Genomic DNA, 22,198 nt, shown 5'->3' with positions numbered 1-22,198 from the left:
CGGACCACGGCCGCCGCGCCACCGGCGGTTCGCGGCCGGCGCGAGCGCGCGCGGGGGCCACCGGAAGCGGGCCTCCGCGCGCTCCCCCCTTCTTCGGCGCCGTCAGCGAGACGTCCTGGCTCGACAGCGTCTGCGGGGTGGCCGTGAACGCGCGCAGGCGGATGCGGACATGGGGCCCGGGGACGGGGTACCCCCCGCGGGGCGCCCGCAGTTCGACGCGGGCGTTGGAGTGCCCGGGGATCGTGGCCGGGCCTTTCGCCAGCGACCAGAACCTGCCCATGCCCTTCCCCGTGGTGAGGATGAAGTGGGGCGTGAGGGGGTCGTCGCCGGTGTTGGCGAGCTGGAGGGTCAGCCGGGAGACGTGCTTGGCGGATGACCGCTGCACGGCCGTGACCCGCATGGCCAGGGGTGGCCTGCCCGTCACCGCCACGGTCGCGCTGACCAGCGCGGGGAGGATCAGGAGCCCGACCGCCGCGATCCGGGCCGGGCGCCGGTGCGGCCCCGACAGCGGGCGCGGCCGGGGCCGCCAGGCCCGCGCGAACTCGGAGGCCGGCGCGGTGACGGCGGCCGCGAGCCACAGCGGGGTCATCATCAGGTAGTAGCCGTCCTGGGAGCGCGTCGCCAGGAAGAAGGCGCACCAGGGCAGGACGGTCGCCGCCGGGCCCAGCCGCCGCACGAAGAGGACGAACACGGCCAGCAGGGCCGCGGCGAGAAGCGCACTGGCATGCGAGTACCAGTCCAGGCGGTCGCTGCCGTCGGTGAAGTACAGCGACACGTCCACCAGGCCCTGTCCGTGCAGCACCGCGCCCTGGGTCAGCGGCAGCGCGATGCCGCGCAGCCACTCGCCCGGTTCGCTCGCGATGAAGTACGTGTTGATCAGCAGCCATGCGGTGAGGGCGGCCCCGAGCAGCCGGAGCACCACCGACAGGGCCTGCCGGTGGCCCAGTTCGCCGCGGCGCACCGCGTAGATCCCGGCCAGCAGGAACGGCGTCACGAACCACGGGAGTTGCTGCGCCGCGCACGCCGCGCCCAGGCACGCGGCCCTGGCCAGTCCGGCCGCGCCGAGCCGTCCTCCCTGCCCGATCCGCGGCCAGCGCACCACCACCGGGATCAGCAGCGCCAGGGCGAGGACCGCCGGATAGCCGAGGCGCCCGTAGGACGGCAGGAGGCCGAAGCCCAGGCACACCATGGTGGCCGCCGAACGCCACCGCGGTGGCAGCATCCGCCACAGGACGACCGTGCCGACGATCAGCGCGCCCGTGCTCACCGCCGTCGCGGGGGCGCCGTCGTGCCCGAGCCACAGCAGGGGCGCGGTCAGCAGCACCGCCAGCGGGGGGTAGCCGTAGGTGTAGTCGTAGCCGCCGTCCACGGTGGGCGTGAGCGACACGGCGCCGTGGAAGAGCCAGGGCCACGGCTGCCCGTACACCGTGTGCCCCGCGACCAGTTCCCTCGCCGCCTGCGCGGTGAGGACGGCTTCGTCGCGGCCCGCGTGGTTCATGACCCACGTGCACAGGGTGAGCGTCACGGCGGTCAACAGCACGCACAGGTCCACGCGGGCCAGGGATCTCGTGCGGCGGACCACCAGGGTCAGCACCGCGCAGACCAGGATCGAGGCGTAGCACAGGCAGATGACGCCGGCGACGGGGAGCAGGCGGGACGCGGCCTGCGTCCACACCGCCCGGGTACCGATGAAGAGACTGACGACGGTCAGTAGCGTCAGGACGCGATGCCACTGTGCCGGCGGTTCCGGGGCGGACACCGCCGACAGTGTCCGCCGACCGGGTGCCACCAGCTGCTGTTCTGCCAAGTGCACGACACGCGAACCTAATCGGATCCGGTGAGCGGAGTGCGGCGGGAGGTGAAGAGTCCGGTGTGAGCGCGGTAAGAAGCCTCTTTCGGGCAGGAACCGGTCATCCCGCGCGTCATGGCCGATCCATATGTGTTGAGATGATGTCTCTTTCGGAAAGTCTCGCGACCTCCGGTCGCGCACCGTGTCGCTGTTGGGCCGAAAGGGTGACGTCGCGTAAGAATTGGCTGGTGCAGGTGAGGGAAGCGAGTCAGGGCAGGGGGAGCCGGTGAACAGTTACGACGTCACCGATGAGCAGTGGGAGGGCCTTGCCCAGGTCGTTCCGCTGCGCGGCCGCGACGCCTGGCCGTCCGCGGTGAACCACCGTGTGCCCCCGGAGGCGACGACGGAGGCGCGCCGCCGCTTCGTCGTCCTGCGGGTCAATGTCTTCGCGGACGCCCGTGACGTCGCCGAGACCCTGATGGCGGGCATTCCGGTCCTCCTCGACCTGACCGGCGCCGAGGGCGAGGTGGCCAAGCGGGTCCTGGACTTCAGCACCGGCGTCGTCTTCGGACTGGGCAGCGGGATGCACCGCGTCGACCGCAACGTGTTCCTGCTCACGCCGCCCGGCACCGAGGTGAGCGGACTCATGCCGGGCGCGGCGGTTCCGGGCGGGTGACCCCGGGGGCCGTGCCCGTGCCGTGAGCCCGTGAGCCCGTGTGCCCGCGGGTCGCGCCGTGAGCCGGGGGCCGCGCCGGTGGCGGCGCCGCGGGTGGTAGACCTGGTGGCGTGACTGAGGAATCCGAGCATCCGGATCTGGCCGGGTTGCAGCGGCGGTTGGCGGAGTTCGCCGCGGCGCGCGACTGGCAGCCGTACCACACGCCGAAGAACCTGGTCGCCGCGCTCAGCGTGGAGGCCTCAGAACTGGTCGAGATCTTCCAGTGGCTGACCCCGGAGGAGTCGGCCGGCGTGATGGCGAACCCCGAGACCGCGCACCGTGTACGCGACGAGGTCGCGGACGTCCTCGCGTATCTGCTGCAACTGTGCGAGGTGCTCGGCGTCGATCCGCTGGCGGCGCTGGCGGCGAAGATCGACCGGAACGAGCGGCGGTTTCCGGTGCCGGGGGATTCAGGGGAACCCGGGGGATCGCGGGACTCGGCGGAGCCGGGCGAAGCGGGGGAGTGAAAGGGGAAGCCCCTCCTCCGTTGTCACTCTCCGAAATCGTTCACCCGACCGAAACCGATTTGTTGTCCGCAGATTTCCGTCTTCCTCTGGCGTTTCGCCCCAGGCGCCTTCACTCTGGGTAGTGAACAAGGGAGTTCGGGCGGACGTGCGAACAGCACGTCGGGACAGACAGGGGCAGCGCATGGACGCGATGCGGCTCATCCTGGCGAGCAGGCGTGCCCTGGCGGGGAGCGGCGAGGCCCCAGCCATCCTGACCGAGGTGTGGCAGGCGCAGGCCCTGGCGCAGGCGATCGGCAGCCGCCTCGCCGTCTCCGGGCCACCCGAACTACGGGGTGAGGCACTGGGGTTGACCGAACTGGCGGGCCGGGGCTGCGGGGTCCTCGACACACCGGACCTCGATCCGGAGGACTTACGGGCGGCCCGGCTCACCGAACTGGACGACGCCCGGCAGGCGTTGCTGTGCCTGGACGCCCTGCTCGGCGACGCCGGCATCGCGCTCGTCGGTGTCGCGAGCTCGGCCGCCGACGAGGCCACGTACTGGCAGTGCATGGAGGCGATCGACGCGGCGGACGAGGCCCGGGACCGGGTCCGCGAGATGGTGCGGAAACTGGCCGCGCGGGAGGAGGCGCCGCCGGAGCGGGAGGCGATTTGACCCGGCCGGGGGCGGAGGGCGGCGGGCCCCGGTGAGGCCCGTGCGCCGGTGGGCCCGCCGCCGTGCAGGATGGAGGGCATGGATCTTCGCATCTTCACCGAGCCCCAGCAGGGGGCGACCTACGACACCTTGCTCACCGTGGCGAAGGCCACCGAGGACCTGGGGTTCGACGCCTTCTTCCGCTCCGACCATTTCCTCCACATGGGTGATGTGGACGGCCTGCCGGGACCCACCGACGCCTGGATCACGCTGGCCGGACTCGCCCGCGAGACCAAGCGCATCCGGCTCGGCACGCTGATGACGGCCGCCACCTTCCGGCTGCCAGGCGTGCTCGCCGTCCAGGTCGCCCAGGTGGACCGGATGTCCGGCGGCCGGGTCGAACTGGGCCTAGGAGCGGGCTGGTTCGCGGAGGAGCACAAGGCGTACGGCATCCCCTTCCCGAAGGAGAAGTTCGGCCGCCTGGAGGAGCAGCTGGCCATCGTCACGGGGATGTGGGCGACGGAGGCCGGCAAGACCTTCGACTTCCGCGGGACGTACTACGAGCTCACCGGGTCGCCCGCGCTGCCGAAGCCCGCACAGGCGAAGATCCCGGTGCTCGTCGGCGGGCTCGGGGCGACCCGCACGCCGCGCCTCGCCGCCCAGTACGCCGACGAGTTCAACGTCCCGTTCGCCTCCGTCGAGGACAGCGCGCGGCAGATCGGCCGGGTCCGGGCCGCCGCGGAGGCGGCCGGCCGGCGCCCCGACGACCTGACGTACTCCAACGCCCTCGTCGTCTGCGTCGGCCGGGACGATCAGGAGGTCGCCCGCCGGGCCGCCGCGATCGGCCGTGAGGTCGGCGAACTGAAGGCCAACGGCCTGGCCGGCTCCCCGGCCGAGGTCGTCGACAAGATCGGCCGCTACGCCGGGGCCGGCGCCGGCCGGATCTACCTCCAGATCCTCGACCTGTCCGACCTGGACCACCTGGAACTGATCTCCACCCAGGTGCAGTCGCAGCTCTCCTAGTGCCGCGGCAGGCAACGTTTGCGCGACGGGGCGAACGTTGCCTGTCGGGGCACTAGAGGTCGGGCGGGCCGCAGGCGCGGGCGGGCCGCGTGTCACGCCCACGGCTCGCCCTCCCGCAGGCACACCACCGAGGCGCTCAGCGCCGCCTCGTGCAGCGCGGTGAGGGTCCGCGCACCGGCGGCGAGCCCTGCGCCGGGCAGATCGGCAGGGGCGAACCAGCCGTGCCGGTCGTGCTCGGCGCTGAGCCGAACGGCCGTGTGCGCGCCGTCGGGGAGCGTGCCGCCGTAGAAGAAGCAGTCCAGGACCGGGCCGGTGCCCAGCACGTCCACACGATGGTCCACGCCGATCAGCCGGGGCACGGGCCCGAGTTCGATGCCCGTCTCCTCGCGCATCTCCCGCCGGGCCGCCGCCCAGGGATCCTCGCCGTGGTCCAGCATCCCGCCGGGCAGCCACCAACTGCCGGCCCCCGGCTGACCGGAGCCGTAGCGCAGGAGCAGGACGCGGCCGTCGCCGTCCAGCACCACCACACACGCGGCGAGGAGCGCCTGCGGCTGCGTCCTCACCCATTCCTCGCGGGGCATCCACTCCACCACTGATCGCCTCCCGGACGGTCTGGCACCGGCACCCCCACGGCACGGACTCGGCCCGGCCGAGCCGGTGCCGGCTGTCTCGCCTCTTCTCCTGTTCCCGACAACGATGCGACGGTCGTGGGGAAGTGGGCGGTGAATATTGGAAGGCACAGGTCCGGGCCCCTGTGCGAAGGTGAGTGGGTCGTCCTGCCGGGCCCCCGGGATCACCGTCCTCGGGGGCTTTGGCGTACACGGCACCGCAGCCGTCCATCCAGCCGGAGAGGCCCTCCGCGTGTTCCTGACCGTCACCACCACCGGCACGCCCGAACACCCCGCGACCGACCTGGGTTTCCTGCTGCACAAGCACCCGGGCAAGTCCCAGGCGTTCTCCACCTCCTACGGCACCGCGCACGTCCTCTACCCCGAGGCGGACGATCAGCGCTGCACGGCGGCGCTGCTGCTGGAGGTCGACACGGTGGCCCTGGTCCGGCGGGGCAAGGGCAAGGGACGCGGCGGCGCCCCCGACGCGGCGCTCGCGCAGTACGTCAACGACCGTCCCTACGCGGCCTCTTCACTGCTCGCCGTGGCGTTGAGCGCCGTGTTCTCCAGCGCCCTGCGCGGGGTGTGCCACGCACGGCCCGAACTCCCGGCCCAGTCACGCCCGTTGCGCATCGAGGTACCGGCGCTTCCGGCCCGCGGCGGCCCCGCCCTCGTACAGCGCCTGTTCGAACCGCTCGGCTGGACGGTCACCGCCGAACCGGTCGCGCTGGACGCGGAGTTCCCCGAGTGGGGCGACTCGCGCTACGTGCGGCTCGTCCTGGAGTCGGAGGCGGTGACCCTTGCCCAGGCCCTGCGTCACCTCTACGTCCTGCTCCCCGTCCTCGACGACGCCAAGCACTACTGGGTCGCCCCCGACGAGGTCGACAAGCTGCTCCGGGCGGGCGAGGGCTGGCTGTCCGACCACCCGGAGCAGAAGCTGATCACCAGTCGCTACCTCTCGCGCCGCTGGTCGCTGACCCGGGAGGCGATGGAGCGACTGGAGCTGGTGCGGCTGGCCGAGGCCGACGACAGCGGGGTCGATGAGCTCGACAACGCCGTGGCGTCGGAGACCGAGACCGAGGAGAGGCCGACGCCGCTGGCCGTGCGGCGGCGGGACGCGATCGTCGCGGCGCTGCACGAGAGCGGTGCCGCCCGGGTCCTCGACCTCGGCTGCGGGCAGGGCCAGTTGGTGCAGGCGCTGCTGCGGGACGCGCGGTTCACCGAGATCGTCGGCGTCGACGTGTCGGTACGGGCCCTCACCATCGCCGCCCGGCGGCTGAAGCTGGACCGGATGGGGGAGCGGCAGGCCGCCCGCGTCACGCTCCGGCAGGGCTCGCTCGTCTACACCGACAAGCGGCTCAAGGGCTACGACGCCGCCGTGCTCAGCGAGGTGATCGAGCACCTCGACCTGCCCCGGCTGCCCGCCCTGGAGTACGCGGTGTTCGGCGCTGCCCGCCCCCGCACCGTCCTCGTGACCACCCCGAACGTCGAGTACAACGTCCGCTGGGAGACCCTCCCCGCCGGGCACGCCCGGCACGGCGACCACCGCTTCGAGTGGACCCGCGAGGAGTTCGGCCAGTGGGCGCACACCGTGGCCGAACGCCACGGCTACGACGTCGAGTTCCGTCCCATCGGCCCCGACGACCCCGAGGTCGGACCGCCCACCCAGATGGCCGTGTTCACCCTCGGGACCACCAAGGACAGCAGAGACAACGAGAAGGAGGCGAAGGCGGCATGACCGAGACACGGACCCCCACACCACGAGGGCGCGTCCTGCCCGTGACCGACCTCTCCCTCGTCGTCCTCGTCGGCGCCTCCGGCTCGGGCAAGTCCACCTTCGCCCGGCGCCACTTCAAGCCCACCGAGGTCCTCTCCTCGGACTTCTGCCGCGGCCTGGTCTCCGACGACGAGAACGACCAGGGCGCCACCCGCGACGCCTTCGACGTGCTGCACTACATCGCCGGCAAGCGCCTGGCGGCCGGCCGCCGTACCGTCGTCGACGCCACCAGCGTGCAGCAGGACGCGCGGCGCCAGTTGATCGACCTGGCGAAGAGCCACGACGTGCTGCCCATCGCCATCGTGCTCGACGTACCGGAGGAGGTGTGCGCCGAGCGCAACGCGGCCCGCACCGACCGGTCCGACATGCCGCGCCGGGTGATCCGGCGGCACACCCGCGAACTGAGGCGCTCACTGCGGCACCTGGAGCGGGAGGGCTTCCGCAAGGTGCACGTGCTGCGCGGAGTCGACGAGGTCGAGAACGCGTCGGTCGTCACCGAGAAGCGCTTCAACGACCTCACCCACCTCACCGGCCCGTTCGACATCATCGGCGACATCCACGGCTGCTCCGCCGAACTGGAGTCGCTGCTCACCAAGTTGGGCTACGCCGGCGGGGCGCACCCCGAGGGCCGTACCGCGGTCTTCGTCGGCGACCTGGTCGACCGCGGCCCGGACAGCCCGGGTGTGCTGCGCCGGGTGATGTCCATGACCGAGGCGGGCAACGCGCTGTGCGTGCCGGGCAACCACGAGAACAAGTACGGGCGCCACCTCAAGGGCCGCAAGGTCCAGCCCACCCACGGACTCGCCGAGACCATCGCGCAGATGGAGGGGGAGAGCGAGGAGTTCAAGGCACGGGTACGGGAGTTCATCGACGGCCTGGTCAGCCACTACGTCCTCGACGGCGGGCGGCTGGTGGTCAGCCACGCCGGTCTGCCGGAGAAGTACCACGGCCGCACCTCGGGCCGGGTGCGCTCGCACGCGCTGTACGGCGACACCACCGGGGAGACGGACGAGTTCGGCCTGCCGGTCCGCTACCCGTGGGCGGAGGACTACCGCGGCCGGGCGGCCGTGGTCTACGGCCACACCCCGGTCCCGGAGGCCACCTGGCTGAACAACACCATCTGCCTGGACACCGGCGCGGTGTTCGGCGGCAAGCTGACCGCGCTGCGCTGGCCGGAGCGGGAGCTGGTCGACGTACCGGCCGAGCGGGTCTGGTACGAGCCGGCCAGGCCGCTGCGCACCGAGGCACCCGGCGGGCACGACGGCCGTCCGCTGGACCTCGGTGACGTGCACGGCCGCCGGGCCGTGGAGACCCGGCACACCGGCCGGGTCGCGGTGCGCGAGGAGAACGCGGCGGCGGCCCTGGAGGTCATGAGTCGCTTCGCCGTCGACCCGCGGCTGCTTCCGTACCTGCCGCCCACCATGGCGCCGACGGCGACTTCGAGGGTTGACGGCTACTTGGAGCACCCGGAGGAGGCGTTCGCCCAGTACCGGGAGGACAGGGTGGACCGGGTCGTGTGCGAGGAGAAGCACATGGGCTCGCGGGCGGTGGCCCTGGTCTGCCGGGACGCGGAGGCGGCGCGTCGGCGGTTCGGAGTGGACGGCCCGACCGGTTCGCTCTACACCCGCACCGGCCGCCCCTTCTTCGACGACCCGTCGGTCACCGAGGAGATACTCGGCCGGCTGCGCACGGCGGTCACCGAGGCGGGCCTGTGGGCGGACCTCGACACCGACTGGCTGCTGCTCGACTGCGAGTTGATGCCGTGGTCGCTGAAGGCCTCCGGGCTGCTGCGTTCGCAGTACGCGGCGGTCGGCGCGGCCTCCGGCGCGGTGTTCCCGGACGCGCTGTCCGCCCTGGAGGGCGCCGCGGCGCGCGGTGTCGACGTGTCGGACCTGCTGGGCCGTCAGCGGGAACGGGCCGCCGACGCGGCCGCGTTCACGGCCGCCTACCGCCGCTACTGCTGGCCGACCGACGGCCTGGACGGCGTCCGTCTGGCACCGTTCCAGATCCTCGCCGCGCGGGGCCGCAGCCTGGCCGGACTGCCGCACGACGGGCAACTGGCGCTGATCGACCGGCTCGTGAAGCACGACGCCACCGGTCTGCTGCAGACCACCCGCCGGCTGTACGTCGACGTGGCCGACCCGGAGTCGGTGCGGGCGGGCGTCGACTGGTGGCTGGAGATGACGGGCCGCGGCGGCGAGGGCATGGTCGTCAAGCCGCTGGGCGCTCTGGTGCGCGGCAGGGAGGGACGTCTGGTGCAGCCCGGCATCAAGTGCCGGGGCCGGGAGTACCTGCGGATCATCTACGGTCCCGAGTACACCCGTCCGGACAACCTCGCCCGCCTGCGTGGGCGCTTCCTCAACCACAAGCGCTCCCTCGCGATCCGCGAGTACGCCCTCGGTCTGGAGGCCCTGGACCGCCTGGCCGACGGCGAACCGCTGTGGCGGGTGCACGAGGCGGTGTTCGGCGTGCTGGCGCTGGAGTCGGAGCCGGTGGACCCCCGGCTGTGACGGGGGCCTTCCGTCGGGGCCCGGGGGATCGCTCCCGGGCCCCGACGGTCCCGTCCCCGAGTGCCGTAGGGGCTCCTTCCTCTCGTCAATGTGACGAAAAAAGGCGGCCGTAAAACAGGTGCGCGGAGGGTGAAACCGGCCGCCGTTGGCCAGGATGGAGGCATGGGATTCCATGTCGACTCCGAGGCCGGGCGGCTGCGCCGCGTCATCCTGCACCGGCCCGATCTCGAGCTCAAAAGGCTCACCCCCAGCAACAAGGACGCCCTCCTCTTCGACGATGTGCTGTGGGTGCGCCGGGCGCGTGCCGAGCACGACGGGTTCGCCGACGTGCTGCGCGACCGCGGGGTCGCCGTGCACCTCTTCGGCGATCTGCTGACCGAGGCGATGGAGGTCCCCTCGGCCCGCTCGCTCGTCCTGGACCGCGTCTTCGACGAGAAGGAGTACGGGCCGCTCGCCACCGATCATCTGCGGGCCGCCTTCGAGACCCTGCCCGCCGCCGATCTGGTCGAGGTGCTCGTCGGCGGCATGACCAAGCGGGAGTTCCTGGCCGCCCACGAGGAGCCGACGTCCGTGCGCTTCCACGCCATGGAACTGGACGACTTCCTGCTCGGCCCGCTGCCCAACCACCTCTTCACCCGCGACACCTCCGCCTGGATCTACGACGGCGTGTCGATCAACGCCATGCGCTGGCCCGCCCGGCAGCGCGAGACCGTCCACTTCGAGGCGATCTACCGCTACCACCCCCTGTTCCGGGGCGAGGCGTTCCATCTGTGGTCCGAGGGGCAGGCCGACTACCCGTCCACCATCGAGGGCGGAGACGTGCTCGTGATCGGCAACGGCGCCGTGCTCATCGGCATGAGCGAGCGGACCACGCCCCAGGCCGTCGAGATGCTCGCACACAAGCTGTTCGCCGCCGGATCGGCCCGGACGATCGTCGCACTCGACATGCCCAAGCGGCGGGCCGTGATGCACCTCGACACCGTGATGACCATGATCGACGGCGACACCTTCACCCAGTACGCCGGGCTCGGCATGCTCCGCTCGTACACCATCGAACCGGGCTCCGAGGACAAGGAGTTGAAGGTCACCGACCATCCGGCGGAGCATATGCACCGCGCGATCGCCGCCGCGCTGGGGCTGAGTGAGATCCGGGTCCTGACCGCCACCCAGGACGTGCACGCGGCCGAGCGCGAGCAGTGGGACGACGGCTGCAACGTCCTCGCCGTCGAACCCGGCGTCGTCGTCGCCTACGAGCGCAACGTCACCACCAACACCCATCTGCGCAAGCAGGGCATCGAGGTCATCGAGATCCCCGGCAGCGAACTGGGCCGGGGCCGGGGCGGCCCGCGCTGCATGAGCTGCCCGGTCGAGCGGGAAGCCGTGGAAGGCTAGGGCCTCTCGTTTTGATCATGCCGGGCTCGCGGGCCCTGGCACCGCTCCCCCAAGCTCTTCGAGCAGGGGGTACCCCCAGCCGCGTTGTCGTCGGTCGGCAGGGCTCCGCCCTGCCGCCCTCCTCCGCCTTGCGATGCACGGCACCAGACCCCGCTCCCTGATCCGGCCTGATCCAAACGAAAGACCCTAGCCGGGTGCGGGTGATCACGTTCCGGTGACGGCGTGGGGAGGGGCTTGTCTCGCGGATCACCTCGGCGTACGGTCCGTATCACCCCAGCGAACAAAGTGTTCGCTGAAGACGTATCAGGTGTTCACTCATGACTGATCGTTCGTTGCCGGACCCCTCCGGTGGTGCCACCGACGGTGCCGCCGACGCGGCACTGGGGGACCGCATCCGGGAGTACCGGATGATGCGGCGGATGTCGCTGCGCGCCCTGGGGGAGGCGGCGCAGGCCAGCCCCGGGTTCCTCAGCCAGCTGGAACGCGGGCAGGTGAACTGCTCCATCGGCATGCTGCGGCGGATCGCCGTGGCGCTCGGTCTGACCGTGGCCGACCTGTTCGACCAGGACGGCCGGCCCGGTCCGAGAGCGGTGCGGCGGGCCGACCGGCCGATGCTGCACACCGCTCCGGGCAGTCGAAAATTCCTCATCTCACAGCGCCCGCTCAGTCATCTGGAGGTGTACGCGGGCGAGTTCGACCCGGGGGCCTCCACCGGTGACGACGCCTACACCCATGGCGACTCCCAGGAGATCCTCCTGGTGATCAACGGCGCGGTACGGATCGAACTCGACGGCCGGGCCCACGATCTGGAGGCCGGCGACAGCATCGAATACCGCTCCTCGGTGCCGCACCGCGTGGTCAACCGCCACGAAGAGCCCGCCGAGATCCTCTGGATCATCAGTCCGCCAACCCCGGACTGACCCCGCCCCACCCGCACCCCTCATCGCCCGTACCCCTCACCCTCCGCAATCCCTCCCCACTCCTGCCCGCGGCGCGGTCGCACCCTCCTCACCGTGCCTCCGCCGCGCGGCGCACCGCCGCGCCCTGTCCGCGCGGGCTCACCGCCGTGCGCCTCCGCGCCGTGCCCCCTCGGTTCCCTTGTGTCTTCGCCGTCCTTCTTGGAGACAGTCATGCCCGGAATATCACGTAAAATCATGGGGTGTGCCGCTGCCGCCGGCGCCCTGCTGCTGACCCTCACCGGCTGCGCCGGTACCGGCCCGGCCGCCGCCGACGTCGACCTCGGCCCCGGACCGGCCGCGGCCGGCCAGGTGAAGAAGGGCGCGCTCGACGGCGTCACCCTCACCTTCGCCTCCTACGGCGGCATTTACCAGGACGGTCAGGAGTCGGCCGCGGTCAAGCCGTTCGCCACGGACTCCGGCGCGCGGATGCTCTCCGACGGACCCACCGACTACACCAAGCTCAAGGCACAGGTCGACGCCAAGAACGTCACCTGGGACGTGGTGGACACCGACTCCATCTGGGCCGAACGCCAGTGCGGCAAGCTCCTGATGCCGCTCGACAGCGCCGTCGTCGACACCTCGAAGCTGCCCAAGGAGATGGTGGGCAAGTGCTCGGTGCCGGCCATGACGTACGGCATGGTCTTGATGTACGACAAGTCCAAGTTCGGCGACAACCCGCCGAAGGGCTGGGCGGACTTCTTCGACACCGCCAGGTTCCCCGGCAAGCGCGCCATCCCCGGCGTGCCCTCGGACGCGGCCCCCGGCCCGCTGGAGGCGGCGTTGATCGCGGACGGGGTCGCCCCCGACAAGCTCTTCCCGCTCGATGTCGACCGGGCCCTGAAGAAGCTCACCAGCGTGCGTTCCTCGCTGGTCTTCTGGGACACCGGCGCCCGCTCCCAGCAGCTCCTGGAGTCGGGTGAGGTCTCGATGGCGATGGTGTGGACCGGCCGCGCCTACTCGGCCGTGAAGAACGGCGCCAAGTTCGCTCCGCAGTGGAACCAGTTCATGCCGGTCGCGGACTCGCTCGCCGTGCCCAAGGGCGCGAGGAACCCCAAGGCCGCCATGGCGCTGATCAACTACTACCTGGGCGCCGACCAGCAGGCCAGGCTCACCGAGCTGACCTCGTACTCGCCGGTCAACTCCGACGCCAAGCCCAAGGTCGACGCGACCGCGGCGGAATACCTCACCTCCACCCCCGAGCGCCAGGCGCAGGCCCTCAAGCTCGACAACGCCTGGTGGGCCGAGAACCAGGAGCAGGTCATCCCGAAGTGGTCCGACTGGCTGGCGCGGTAACCCATGACGGCCCTGATCGAGATCGCCTCCCCGGCCACCGGCGGCCGGCCCCGCAAGGGCGCCGGCGGCCGGTGGGGATGGCTGCTGCTGCCCGCGCTGGTCCTGCTGGCCGTGCTCTTCCTGGTGCCGCTGGGCCTGATGGCCTGGCGCAGCGTCAGCGAGCCCGCACCCGGCGCGGGCAACTACTCCTGGTTCTTCACCAGCGACGTCGCCCTCGCCACGCTGGTGCGCACGCTGGCCGTCGGCGCCGTCGTCACCCTGGTGACGCTGGTGCTCTCCTACCCGTACGCCTACCTGATGACCGTGGTCGGCGCCCGGGCGCGGATCTGGCTCACCCTGCTGGTGCTGCTGCCGTTCTGGACCAGCCTGATGGTGCGCACCTTCGCCTGGGTGGTGCTGCTCCAGGACAGCGGCGTGGTCAACCAGGTCCTCGGCACCGTGGGTCTTGGCCCGCTCCAGCTCATCCGCACCCCCACCGGGGTGGTGATCGGCATGTCGCAGGTGCTGATGCCGTTCATGGTGCTGCCGCTGTACGCGGTGATGAGCGGCATCGACCGTCGGCTCCTCGACGCCGCGCAGGGCATGGGGGCGCGCCCGGCCACCGCGTTCCTGCGGGTCTTCGTGCCGCTGTCGCTGCCCGGGGTCGGGGCCGGCGCGCTGACCGTGTTCATCACCTCGCTCGGCTTCTACGTCACCCCGGCACTGCTGGGCTCGCCCGACCAGGCGCTGATCTCGCAGCAGATCTTCACCCAGGTCAACGGGCTGCTCGCATGGGGCCGCGGCGGAGCGATGGGCGTGGTGCTGCTGGCGGTGACGCTGGTCCTGCTGGGACTGGTCGGCGTCGTCCTGCGCTTCACCCGCAACCGGGGAGGTGCCCGATGAGGACCGCACCCGCGCGGATCGCGCTGTGGGCGTTCAGCGCGCTGGTGGGCCTCTGGCTCATCGCGCCGACGCTCGTGGTGATCCCGCTGAGCTTCACCGACAAGGCGTCCCTGGTGTTCCCGCCGAGCGGCTGGTCCACCCGCTGGTACACCAACTTCTTCACCGACCCCCGCTGGACCGAGGCGCTGCTCTCCTCGCTCCAGGTCGGAGCCCTGGTCGCGGTGGTGGCCACCGTCCTGGGCACCGCCGCCGCGATCGCGCTCACCCGGTCCGGCTCACGCTGGGTGAAGGCGTCGTACGGGCTGCTGCTGGCCCCCATGATCGTGCCGACCGTGGTGGTCGCCATCGGCGTGTACGCGCTCTTCCTCCAGTACAACCTGCTGGGCACCCTGCTCGGCTTCGTCACCGCCCACACCGTGCTGGCCCTGCCGTTCGTGATCATCCCCGTGACGGCGAGCCTGCGCGGTTTCGACCGGCGCCTGGAGGACGCCGCACTGATCTGCGGCGCCACCCGCTGGGGCGCCATCCGGCAGGTGACCCTGCCGCTGATCGCCCCGGGCGTCGTCTCCGGTGCCCTGTTCGCCTTCGTCACCAGCTTCGACGAGGTCGTGGTCTCTCTGTTCATCCAGAGCCCCTACCTGCAGACCCTGCCGGTCAGGATGTTCGCCAGCGTGACCCGGGACACCGACCCCACCATCGCCGCGGCCGCCACGCTGATCATCGTCTTCACCACGGTGCTCGTGCTGGCCGCCACCTTCGCCACCGCCAGGAGGAACCGTGTCCGCTGACACCAGCCTCATCAAGGCGCGCGGAGCCCGTATCGAACTGGCGCAGGTGCGCAAGGAGTACGCGGACTCCGTCGCCGTCGACGACGTCTCCCTGGTCATCGAACCGGGCGAGTTCATGACCCTGCTGGGCCCCAGCGGCTCCGGCAAGACCACCACGCTCAACATCATCGCCGGGTTCACCGCCGCCACCTCGGGCACGCTGACCATCGGCGGCAGGCAGATGCAGGACCTGCCGCCGCACCGGCGCGACATCGGCATGGTCTTCCAGCACTACGCGCTCTTCCCGCACATGACCGTCGCGGAGAACGTCGCCTTCCCGCTCAAGCAGCGCAAGGTGCCGAAGGCCCGCCGCGCCGAGATGGTCGAGGCGGCCCTTCAGACCGTACGGCTCGGCGGCTACGGCCACCGCAGACCGCGCGAACTCTCCGGCGGCCAGCAGCAGCGGGTCGCCCTGGCCCGGGCCGTGGTGTACGAGCCGAGCGTGCTGCTGATGGACGAGCCGCTCGGCGCGCTCGACAAGAAGCTGCGCGAATCCCTCCAGCTGGAGATCAAGCGGGTGCACCAGGAGGTCGGCTCCACCTTCGTCTTCGTCACCCACGACCAGGAGGAGGCGCTGGTCCTGTCGGACCGCATCGCCGTCTTCGACGACGGGGGCATCCAGCAGGTCGGCACCGCGAGCGAACTCTACGAAAGGCCCCGCAGCCTCTTCGTCGCCGAGTTCCTCGGCGAGTCGTCCACCGTCCGGGGACGCGTCGAGCCGGACGGCGACGACTCCTGCCTGCGGGTCGGCGACCGCACCGTACGCGTCGCCGGACGGCTGCCCGAGGGCGGCGCGGCCGCCGTCGTGGTCCGCCCCGAGCACCTGCGGGTGCAGCCGGCCGCCGAGCCCGTCGCGCCCGGGGTCAACACGCTGCCCGCCCGTGTCACCCAGGAGATATACCTGGGCTCCGGCCGCAAGCTCGAACTCGCCCTGCCCGACGGCACCGTTCTGCTCGCCCGCGAGCAGGCCGACCGGCTGTCCGGCGTCCGCCACGGCGACGAGGTCACCGTGGTCTGGGACGTCGAACGCGGCGTCCTGCTCGACGACCCCTCCGGCACCACCCACCCACCCACTTCCGGCGACCGCATCCCGGTCGCCGTCGCGGAAGAGAGCGGACGATGAGCACCACCCCCGCCACCAGCCCCACCTTCGTCAACGGCGACGTCTCCTTCTGGTTCCGGGAGAGCGGCGTCCCCGCCCGCCGCCCCGCCCTGCCCGGCGACCTGGACGTCGACGTCGCACTCGTCGGCGGCGGCTACACCTCCCTGTGGACCGCCTACTACCTCAAGAAGGCTCAGCCCGACCTCAGGATCGCCGTCCTGGAGAAGGAGTTCGCCGGCTTCGGCGCCTCCGGCCGCAACGGCGGCTGGCTCAGCGCCGAGCCGCCCGGCCAGATGCGCCGCTACGCCGAGTCGCACGGCCGGGAGCCGGCCGTCGCCCTGCAGCGGGAGATGTTCTCCTCCGTCGACGAGGTCATCCGGGCCGCCGCCGAGGAGGGCATCGAGGCCGACATCCAGAAGGACGGACTGCTGCACGTCGCCACCAACGCCGCGCAGGAGCGGCGGCTGCGCGAAGGGCTGCCGACGCTGCGCGCCGAGGGCTGGGGCGAGGACGACCTGGTCGAACTCGACGCGGACCGGCTCGCCGAGCGGGTCCGCATCGCCGGCGCCCGCTACGCGCAGTGGAGCCCGCACTGCGCCCGCATCCAGCCCGCCAAGCTGGTCCGGGGCCTGGCCGACGTGGTGGAGCGGATGGGCGTCGCCGTCTACGAGGGCACCGAGGTCACCGAGATCCGCCCGCGCGAGGCGGTCACCACTCACGGCACCGTCCGGGCGTCCTACGTCATCCGGGCGCTGGAGGGGTTCACCGCCGGGCTGCGCGGCCACCGCCGGGTCTGGCTTCCGATGAACAGCAGCATGATCGTCACCGAGCCGCTGCCCGCCTCCGTGTGGGAGGAGATCGGCTGGCGCGGCGCCGAACTGATCGGGGACGAGGCCAACTCGTACTGCTACATCCAGCGCACCACCGACGGCCGCATCGCCATCGGCGGGCGCGGCATCCCGTACATGTTCGGGTCCCACGTCGACCAGCGCGGCGAGACCCGGGCCGCCACCCAGACGCAGCTCCAGGCCATCCTCAGGCAGCACTTCCCGGCCACCGAGGGCGTCGCGATCGACCACACCTGGTCCGGAGTACTGGGCGTGCCGCGCGACTGGTGCGCCACCGTCCACCTGGACCGGGACACCGGCCTCGGCTGGGCCGGCGGCTACGTCGGACACGGCGTGACCACCACCAACCTCGCCGGACGCACCCTGCGCGACCTGATCCTCGGGCGTGAGACCGACCTCACCCGGCTGCCCTGGGTCGGCCGCAAGGTGCGCGGCTGGGAGCCGGAGCCGCTGCGCTGGCTGGGCGTGCGCAGCCTCTACGTCGCCTACCGCGCCGCCGACCGGCACGAGAACTCCGGTCTTGAGCGCACCTCCGTCATCGCACGCGTCGCCAACGTCATCAGCGGACGCTGAAGGGAGCAGCCCCCATGGAAACCGCCACCGCCGCAACCGGCGTCACCACCGCCCTCGTCCCCGCCGTCGCCTTCCTCGCCGACGCGGTGAGCGCGGAGCTGCCCCCCGCGACGCCCAAGCCGACCAGCACCACCGGCCAGCAGGAGACCACCCTCACCCTGTGGCAGTCGCCCGACGGGCTGGTCGAGGTCGGCGTCTGGGAGTGCGACCCCGGCCGCTTCACCGCCACCCGCGACGGCTACGACGAGGTCTGCCAGGTACTGACCGGCTCCGCCACCGTCCACACGGAGGGCGGAGAGGCCGTCGAGCTGGTTCCCGGCGCCACCCTGGCGATGCCCGCCGGCTGGCGCGGCACCTGGCAGGTCCACGAGACCCTCCGCAAGGTGTACGTGGTGCGCACCCACGGAGCCGGTGCATGACCCTCGTCCTGCACGGCGGCCGGGTGTGGACCGGCGATCCGCGGCGCCCGCACGCGACGGCCGTCGCCGTGGCCGGCGGCCGGATCACGACCGTCGGCACCGACGCCGAGGTGCGCCGGGCCGCCGGCCGCGCGTCCGAGACGTTCGACCTGGCCGGCCGGACCGTGGTGCCCGGCCTCCAGGACGCGCACATCCACCCGGTCTGGGGCGCCCTGGAGGCGCTGCGCTGCGACCTCACCGGTGCCTCCGACGCCGAGGGCTGCCTCACGGCCGTCCGGGAGTACGCGGCCGCCCACCCCGGCCGGCCGTGGATCCTCGGTGGCGGCTGGAGCATGGACTGCTTCCCCGGCGGCTGGCCCACCCGGGAGCCGCTGGACGCGGCCGTACCGGACCGGCCGGTGTTCCTGCCCAACGCCGACCACCACTCGGCGTGGGTCAACTCGGCGGCACTGGAGCGCGCCGGGATCGACGCGGCCACCCCCGACCCGCCGGCCGGGCGGATCGAGCGTGACGCGGCCGGCCGGCCCACCGGGGTGCTGCACGAGAGCGCCATGGACCTGGTGGCCCAACTGCTCCCGCCGGACACCGTCGAGGACCAGCTCGCGGCGCTGAGCCACGCGCAGGCCCACCTCTTCCGGTACGGCGTCACCGGCTGGCAGGACGCCATCGTCGGCGCCTACGGCGGGGCCGGCGACACGCTCGCCGCCTACCGGCGGGCCGACGCGGAGGGACTGCTGAAGGCCCGGGTCACCGGCGCCCTGTGGTGGGACCGCGACCGCGGCCTGGAGCAGCTCGACGACCTGGTGGCGCGGCGCGGGGAGCCCGGCCGCCGCTTCCGGGCCGGCGCCGTGAAGGTGATGCAGGACGGCGTGCTGGAGAACGGCACCGGCGCCCTGCTGGAGCCGTACCTGGACTCCTGCGGGTGCGCCACCGGCAACCTCGGCCACTCCAACGTGCCCGCCGCGCTGCTCGCCGAGGCGGTGACCCGCCTGGACGCCGCCGGCTTCCAGGTGCACTTCCACGCGATCGGCGACCGGGCGGTGCGCGAGTGCCTGGACGCGGTCGAGGCCGCGGCCGCCGCCAACGGAGCGCGCGAGCGGCGCCACCACATCGCCCATGTGCAGCTGGTCGACGACGCGGACATCGGCCGCTTCGCCGCACTGGGGGTGACGGCCAACGTCCAGTCCCTGTGGGCGACCCACCATCAGCAGACCGACGAGCTGACCAACCCGCTGCTGGGCGAGGGGCGAGCCGGTCGCCAGTACCCCTTCCGCCGGCTCCTGGACAGCGGCGCCCGGCTCGCCGGGGGCAGCGACTGGCCGGTCACCACGGCCGACCCGTGGCAGGCCATGCACGTCGCCGTGCACCGCACCGAACCGCCCGGCTCGGCGCACACCGGATGGCCGGGCGCCGACCGCCCGTTCGTGCCCCACGAACGGCTGGAGCTGACCGACATCCTGCGCGCCTACACGTCCGGCTCGGCCTGGGTGAACGGCAACGACGCCGAAGTCGGCCTGCTGCGCGAGGACATGGCCGCCGACCTCGCCGTCCTCGACCGGGACCTCTTCGCCCCGGACGCGGAGGTGGCCGGCACCCGCGCCGTACTCACCCTGGTCGCGGGGGAGACGGTCCACGCCGAGTGAACGGCCGGGCGGCGCAGGGGTGTCGGGGGCGCCCTCGGGGCGGTGAGTGGTCTAGACAACATCTCGTTCCTGTGCGAGCGTGACGCCCGCACGTCTTCGTCCACTGTGGTTCCGGTGAGTGCTGATGCCCCGGAGAGGAGTGAGGAGGCTCGATCCGCCGTGCGCCAGTGCGGCGCGGCGGTCAACCCGCCGCCCCCTCGGCGTCGTTGAGCACCACCGGGAACGCCGTCCAGGCCACCCGTGCGGCAAGGCCGTGCCCCCGGCGCGCCGACAGGATCGGCGCCGCCGACGAGGGCCATCGCCAACGGTGGCTCCGAGTCGAGGAATTGGACGCATTCATGAAGAAACGCCGTTCGTTGCTCACTTCCTGTCTCCTGGCCGCGGGCCTGACGACCGGACAGCTCGCGCTGGTCCCGCAGGCCCACGCCGAACCCGCTCCCGCGCCGGGGCTGCCCGACGTCTCACCCGTCCCGCAGTCGCTCTCCCGCGCCGGGGCCGACGCCAACGTCACCGGGCGGGTGGTCGTCGTCGCCGACGAGGGCACCGACGCCGCCGCCCGGGACCGTCTCGTGCGCGAGCTGCGGGCCCACGGCGCCGACCGTGTCGACGTCATCGCCCCGGACCGGGCCGTCCCCGCGGGGCTGCTCACCGTACGCCTCGGTCCCGCCACCAGACCCGACATCGCCAAGGCGCTCGGCGACACCCGCGTCCCCGGTCATGCCGAGGGGTACGCGCTGCGGGTCGACACGAGTGAGCCGCAGCGCCAGGTCGCGCTCGGCGGCACGGACGCCGCCGGACAGTTCTACGCGGTACAGACCCTGCGGCAGCTGTTCGTCCGTGGCGGCGACGAATGGCGCATCGCGGGCGCCGAGGCCAGTGACTACCCGTCGATGCCGCTGCGGGGCACCATCGAGGGCTTCTACGGTCAGCCGTGGTCCGCCGCCGAACGGCTGGACCAGATGGACTTCTACGGCGACGTCAAGGCCAACACCTACGTCTACGCCCCCAAGGACGACCCGTACCACAGGGACAAGTGGCGCCAGGCGTATCCGGCCGACAAACTCGCCGAGCTGGGGACCCTGGTGCGGCGCGCGAGCGCCAACCACGTCCGCTTCACCTTCGCGGTCTCCCCGGGCGGGTCCATCTGCTACTCCGACCCGGCGGACCGCGCGGCGCTCAAGGCCAAGCTCCAGGCGGTGTACGACCTGGGCGGGCGGGCCTTCTCCATCCCGCTGGACGACATCAGTTACACCCGGTGGAACTGCGACGGCGACCAGCAGAAGTTCGGCGCACCCGGGCGGGCCGCCGCCGCCAGGGCGCAGGTGGACCTCCTCAACGACGTCCAGCGCACCTTCGTGGACACCCACGAGGGCACCCAGGCCCTCCAGATGGTGCCGACCGAGTACGGCGACCTGACCGACACCGCGTACAAGCAGACCATGCGGGCCACCCTGGACCCGAAGGTCGTCGTGATGTGGACCGGGACCGACGTCGTCCCGCCCTCCATCACCAACAACCAGGCGGACGCCGTGTCGAAGCTGTTCGGCCGGAAGGTCTTCGTCTGGGACAACTATCCCGTCAACGACTTCGGCAACACCCAGGGGCGGCTCCTGCTCGCGCCGTACGACAAGCGGGAGGCGGGACTCGGCGACCACCTCAGCGGCATCGTCGCCAACCCCATGAACCAGCCCTATGCCAGCAAGGTCGCGGTGTTCGGAACGGCCGACTTCACCTGGAACGACCGGGCTTACGACGCGGCGTCGAGCTGGCCCCGCGCCCTGTCCTACCTCGCCGGGGGCGACCGCGCGGCCGCCGGGGCACTGAACGTCTTCGCCGACCTGAACCACCTCGCTCCCACGTTCGGCGCGAAGCCGTGGCAGCCGCAGGCCCCGGCGCTCGACGCCCGCGTCAAGCGGTTCTGGCAGGAGTGGGACGCGGGCCGGCGCACCGAGGCACTGGCCGAGTTGCGCGAGTACGCCGCCGCCATCGCCGACGCGCCCGCCGTCATCCGCGGGGGAGCGGTGCAGGCGGGCTTCGTGGCCGACGCGGAGCCCTGGCTGAAGGCGACGGAGCAGTGGGGGCGGGCGGCCGTCGCCATGGCCGACGCGCTCGCGGCCCGGCAGGCGGGCGACGCGGACCGTGCGCAGCAACTGCTCACCACCTCCCGCGACCTCCAGCGCCAGGCGGCGGCCGTACGGGTGGACCCGGCCCGCAACACCTGGGGCAGGGTCCAGCCGAAGATCGGTGACGGCGTCCTGGACGCCTTCCTCGTCCAGGCCGATGTGCGCCTCGGTCTGTGGGACCTGGCGGGCGGCGCGGAGAACCTGGCACTGACGGGCACCGCGACCGCGTCCAGCGTGGAGCAGGACCTCGACCGACTGGCCGCCCGGTACATCAACGACGGTGACATGGGCACCCGTTGGGCCTCCGGCTACCAGGACGACGCCTGGGCGCAGATCAAGCTCGCCGCACCCGCGAAGGTCGCGGCCGTGACGGTCGCCTGGGAAGCCGCGTGCGCCGAGCGGTACCGGCTGGAGACCTCCGCGGACGGCGTCAACTGGACCACCGCCGCGACCATGGCCCCGGCCGAGTGCGGAACCGACGTCATCCGGCTGACGGGCGACGAGCCCGTGTCCTACATCCGGATGCAGGGCGTCAAGCGCCGTACGACCTGGGGCTACTCGATCTACGAGATGGCCGTCTACGGCAAGCCGGTGGCCTGAGCCGGACGGGCCATGGG

General features: G+C 72.2%; 18 protein-coding genes. 16 read left to right on the top strand and 2 right to left on the bottom strand.

Annotated elements, in window-relative coordinates:
* A partial coding sequence (locus ABZ818_RS33610; protein ID WP_361423175.1) for a hypothetical protein occupies positions 1 to 1,759 on the bottom strand: 1,759 nt, incomplete at its 3' end.
* A 316-nt stretch (positions 1,760 to 2,075) separates the two neighbouring features.
* Here ABZ818_RS33610 and ABZ818_RS33605 point away from each other — a divergent pair.
* From ABZ818_RS33605 to ABZ818_RS33590, 4 genes are all read left to right on the top strand, one after another.
* Entirely contained in the window at positions 2,076 to 2,465 is a 390-nt protein-coding gene (locus ABZ818_RS33605; protein WP_361423172.1) for a cell division protein SepF, read from the top strand.
* Positions 2,466 to 2,575: 110 nt separating this feature from the next.
* Positions 2,576 to 2,971, top strand: a complete 396-nt coding sequence (locus tag ABZ818_RS33600) for a nucleotide pyrophosphohydrolase (protein WP_361423170.1) — start codon at positions 2,576 to 2,578, stop codon at positions 2,969 to 2,971.
* A gap of 181 nt (positions 2,972 to 3,152) precedes the next feature.
* Positions 3,153 to 3,623 carry a DUF6099 family protein gene (locus ABZ818_RS33595; protein WP_361423184.1) on the top strand — a complete coding sequence of 157 codons (471 nt, stop codon included), beginning with the start codon at positions 3,153 to 3,155 and terminating at the stop codon, positions 3,621 to 3,623.
* A 78-nt stretch (positions 3,624 to 3,701) separates the two neighbouring features.
* The gene (locus ABZ818_RS33590) at positions 3,702 to 4,625 is read left to right on the top strand and encodes an LLM class F420-dependent oxidoreductase (protein WP_361423167.1); all 924 of its coding nucleotides are present in this window, start codon (positions 3,702 to 3,704) and stop codon (positions 4,623 to 4,625) included.
* A gap of 92 nt (positions 4,626 to 4,717) precedes the next feature.
* Here the strand turns inward: ABZ818_RS33590 and ABZ818_RS33585 are convergent, their stop codons facing one another.
* A complete protein-coding gene (locus ABZ818_RS33585) occupies positions 4,718 to 5,206 on the bottom strand; it encodes an NUDIX hydrolase (RefSeq protein WP_361423164.1) in 489 nt (162 codons plus the stop codon).
* A 280-nt stretch (positions 5,207 to 5,486) separates the two neighbouring features.
* Between ABZ818_RS33585 and ABZ818_RS33580 the strand changes: the two genes are divergently transcribed.
* The 12 genes from ABZ818_RS33580 to ABZ818_RS33525 all read left to right on the top strand — a co-directional run bounded on the left by ABZ818_RS33580 (position 5,487) and on the right by ABZ818_RS33525 (position 22,181).
* Positions 5,487 to 6,971: a 3' terminal RNA ribose 2'-O-methyltransferase Hen1 gene (locus ABZ818_RS33580; RefSeq protein ID WP_361423161.1), complete on the top strand. Its 1,485-nt coding sequence runs from the start codon at positions 5,487 to 5,489 to the stop codon at positions 6,969 to 6,971.
* Positions 6,968 to 9,520 carry a polynucleotide kinase-phosphatase gene (locus ABZ818_RS33575; RefSeq protein WP_361423158.1) on the top strand — a complete coding sequence of 851 codons (2,553 nt, stop codon included), beginning with the start codon at positions 6,968 to 6,970 and terminating at the stop codon, positions 9,518 to 9,520. Before ABZ818_RS33580 ends, ABZ818_RS33575 begins: the two co-directional genes overlap by 4 nt.
* 162 nt (positions 9,521 to 9,682) lie before the next feature.
* Positions 9,683 to 10,912, top strand: coding sequence for an arginine deiminase (locus tag ABZ818_RS33570; RefSeq protein ID WP_361423155.1), 1,230 nt, complete (start codon positions 9,683 to 9,685; stop codon positions 10,910 to 10,912).
* A 317-nt stretch (positions 10,913 to 11,229) separates the two neighbouring features.
* Complete coding sequence (locus ABZ818_RS33565) at positions 11,230 to 11,832, top strand: cupin domain-containing protein (protein WP_361423152.1); 603 nt, start codon at positions 11,230 to 11,232, stop codon at positions 11,830 to 11,832.
* 234 nt (positions 11,833 to 12,066) lie between these two features.
* Positions 12,067 to 13,164, top strand: coding sequence for an ABC transporter substrate-binding protein (locus ABZ818_RS33560; protein ID WP_361423149.1), 1,098 nt, complete (start codon positions 12,067 to 12,069; stop codon positions 13,162 to 13,164).
* Positions 13,165 to 13,167: 3 nt separating this feature from the next.
* The gene (locus ABZ818_RS33555; protein ID WP_361423146.1) at positions 13,168 to 14,046 is read left to right on the top strand and encodes an ABC transporter permease; all 879 of its coding nucleotides are present in this window, start codon (positions 13,168 to 13,170) and stop codon (positions 14,044 to 14,046) included.
* Positions 14,043 to 14,834 carry an ABC transporter permease gene (locus tag ABZ818_RS33550; RefSeq protein WP_361423143.1) on the top strand — a complete coding sequence of 264 codons (792 nt, stop codon included), beginning with the start codon at positions 14,043 to 14,045 and terminating at the stop codon, positions 14,832 to 14,834. The genes ABZ818_RS33555 and ABZ818_RS33550 overlap by 4 nt, the downstream gene beginning before the upstream one ends.
* Positions 14,824 to 15,996, top strand: a complete 1,173-nt coding sequence (locus ABZ818_RS33545; RefSeq protein ID WP_361423140.1) for an ABC transporter ATP-binding protein — start codon at positions 14,824 to 14,826, stop codon at positions 15,994 to 15,996. Before ABZ818_RS33550 ends, ABZ818_RS33545 begins: the two co-directional genes overlap by 11 nt.
* A complete protein-coding gene (locus tag ABZ818_RS33540) occupies positions 15,993 to 17,396 on the top strand; it encodes an FAD-binding oxidoreductase (RefSeq protein WP_361423137.1) in 1,404 nt (467 codons plus the stop codon). The genes ABZ818_RS33545 and ABZ818_RS33540 overlap by 4 nt, the downstream gene beginning before the upstream one ends.
* A 14-nt stretch (positions 17,397 to 17,410) precedes the next feature.
* Positions 17,411 to 17,815 (top strand): cupin domain-containing protein, encoded by a 405-nt coding sequence (locus ABZ818_RS33535; protein WP_361423134.1) that lies wholly within the window; start codon positions 17,411 to 17,413, stop codon positions 17,813 to 17,815.
* Positions 17,812 to 19,458: an amidohydrolase gene (locus ABZ818_RS33530; protein ID WP_361423131.1), complete on the top strand. Its 1,647-nt coding sequence runs from the start codon at positions 17,812 to 17,814 to the stop codon at positions 19,456 to 19,458. Before ABZ818_RS33535 ends, ABZ818_RS33530 begins: the two co-directional genes overlap by 4 nt.
* A gap of 338 nt (positions 19,459 to 19,796) precedes the next feature.
* Positions 19,797 to 22,181, top strand: a complete 2,385-nt coding sequence (locus ABZ818_RS33525; RefSeq protein ID WP_361423128.1) for a beta-N-acetylglucosaminidase domain-containing protein — start codon at positions 19,797 to 19,799, stop codon at positions 22,179 to 22,181.
* The last annotated feature ends 17 nt before the right edge of the window (positions 22,182 to 22,198 follow it).

The sequence above is a fragment of the Streptomyces sp. NPDC047453 genome, from assembly GCF_040643155.1.
Classification (GTDB): Bacteria; Actinomycetota; Actinomycetes; order Streptomycetales; family Streptomycetaceae; genus Streptomyces.
This window is presented reverse-complemented; position numbering and strand designations above follow the sequence as displayed.

Coding starts and splice junctions, on each gene's coding strand:
- ABZ818_RS33555 (WP_361423146.1), top strand. CDS start 13,168: ATGACGGCCCTGATCGAGATCGCCTCCCCGGCCACCGGCGGCCGGCCC.
- ABZ818_RS33525 (WP_361423128.1), top strand. CDS start 19,797: ATGAAGAAACGCCGTTCGTTGCTCACTTCCTGTCTCCTGGCCGCGGGC.
- ABZ818_RS33535 (WP_361423134.1), top strand. CDS start 17,411: ATGGAAACCGCCACCGCCGCAACCGGCGTCACCACCGCCCTCGTCCCC.
- ABZ818_RS33585 (WP_361423164.1), bottom strand. CDS start 5,206: ATGCCCCGCGAGGAATGGGTGAGGACGCAGCCGCAGGCGCTCCTCGCC.
- ABZ818_RS33570 (WP_361423155.1), top strand. CDS start 9,683: ATGGGATTCCATGTCGACTCCGAGGCCGGGCGGCTGCGCCGCGTCATC.
- ABZ818_RS33575 (WP_361423158.1), top strand. CDS start 6,968: ATGACCGAGACACGGACCCCCACACCACGAGGGCGCGTCCTGCCCGTG.
- ABZ818_RS33595 (WP_361423184.1), top strand. CDS start 3,153: ATGGACGCGATGCGGCTCATCCTGGCGAGCAGGCGTGCCCTGGCGGGG.
- ABZ818_RS33565 (WP_361423152.1), top strand. CDS start 11,230: ATGACTGATCGTTCGTTGCCGGACCCCTCCGGTGGTGCCACCGACGGT.
- ABZ818_RS33530 (WP_361423131.1), top strand. CDS start 17,812: ATGACCCTCGTCCTGCACGGCGGCCGGGTGTGGACCGGCGATCCGCGG.
- ABZ818_RS33540 (WP_361423137.1), top strand. CDS start 15,993: ATGAGCACCACCCCCGCCACCAGCCCCACCTTCGTCAACGGCGACGTC.
- ABZ818_RS33560 (WP_361423149.1), top strand. CDS start 12,067: ATGGGGTGTGCCGCTGCCGCCGGCGCCCTGCTGCTGACCCTCACCGGC.
- ABZ818_RS33550 (WP_361423143.1), top strand. CDS start 14,043: ATGAGGACCGCACCCGCGCGGATCGCGCTGTGGGCGTTCAGCGCGCTG.
- ABZ818_RS33590 (WP_361423167.1), top strand. CDS start 3,702: ATGGATCTTCGCATCTTCACCGAGCCCCAGCAGGGGGCGACCTACGAC.